Raw genomic sequence first — 534 nt, 5'->3', positions numbered from 1 at the left:
AAGATCGGCTAAATCTGTCACTGTTACATTGATGCTGCGTGATGCTCTGTATCCAACCAACTCAGCTTTGCCCGATTTAGGGTAGTGATACTGAGGCGCAAGATACAGGTTTGAGCTGGTGATATTGTCCTTTGATAAACCAGCATCAGACAGATATTGGAGAAAATCTTCGACTGTTTTATCGACGGATTGTTTTGCTTGTTCCGCTGTCATGGTGGTATCCACCACTTTTACAGAAAAGGTCGCCATGTCTGGTGTTGCGACCACCTCACCGTAACCCGTTGTTGTTACGTGAGCAAATTCAGGCACATCAGCCAAGACTGAAACACTGCTAAGACTAAGAGCTGAAGCCAGCAAACACGAATACAGTTTCATTCGACAAATCCATCCATATCAATAGTGAAGTGTCTCCACAAATCAGCATCACCGACTTTGTTAAGTCGCCGAGCTGTAGGAGTAAGTGGTTTCATAATAGAAACTTCCGGTGATTATCCAAGCTCCTAACTTCACTTCTAACACAACTTTGACTGTGTA

1 protein-coding gene is annotated in these 534 nt (G+C 43.8%); it reads right to left on the bottom strand.

Annotated elements, in window-relative coordinates:
* A partial coding sequence (locus R8O11_RS30790) for an SIMPL domain-containing protein (protein WP_318195330.1) occupies positions 1–375 on the bottom strand: 375 nt, incomplete at its 3' end.
* Positions 376–534 lie beyond the last annotated feature (159 nt).

The organism is Vibrio sp. 1288, assembly GCF_033344475.1.
The sequence above is the reverse complement of the archived record's forward strand: the minus strand, read 5'-3'. Positions and strand labels throughout refer to the sequence as shown.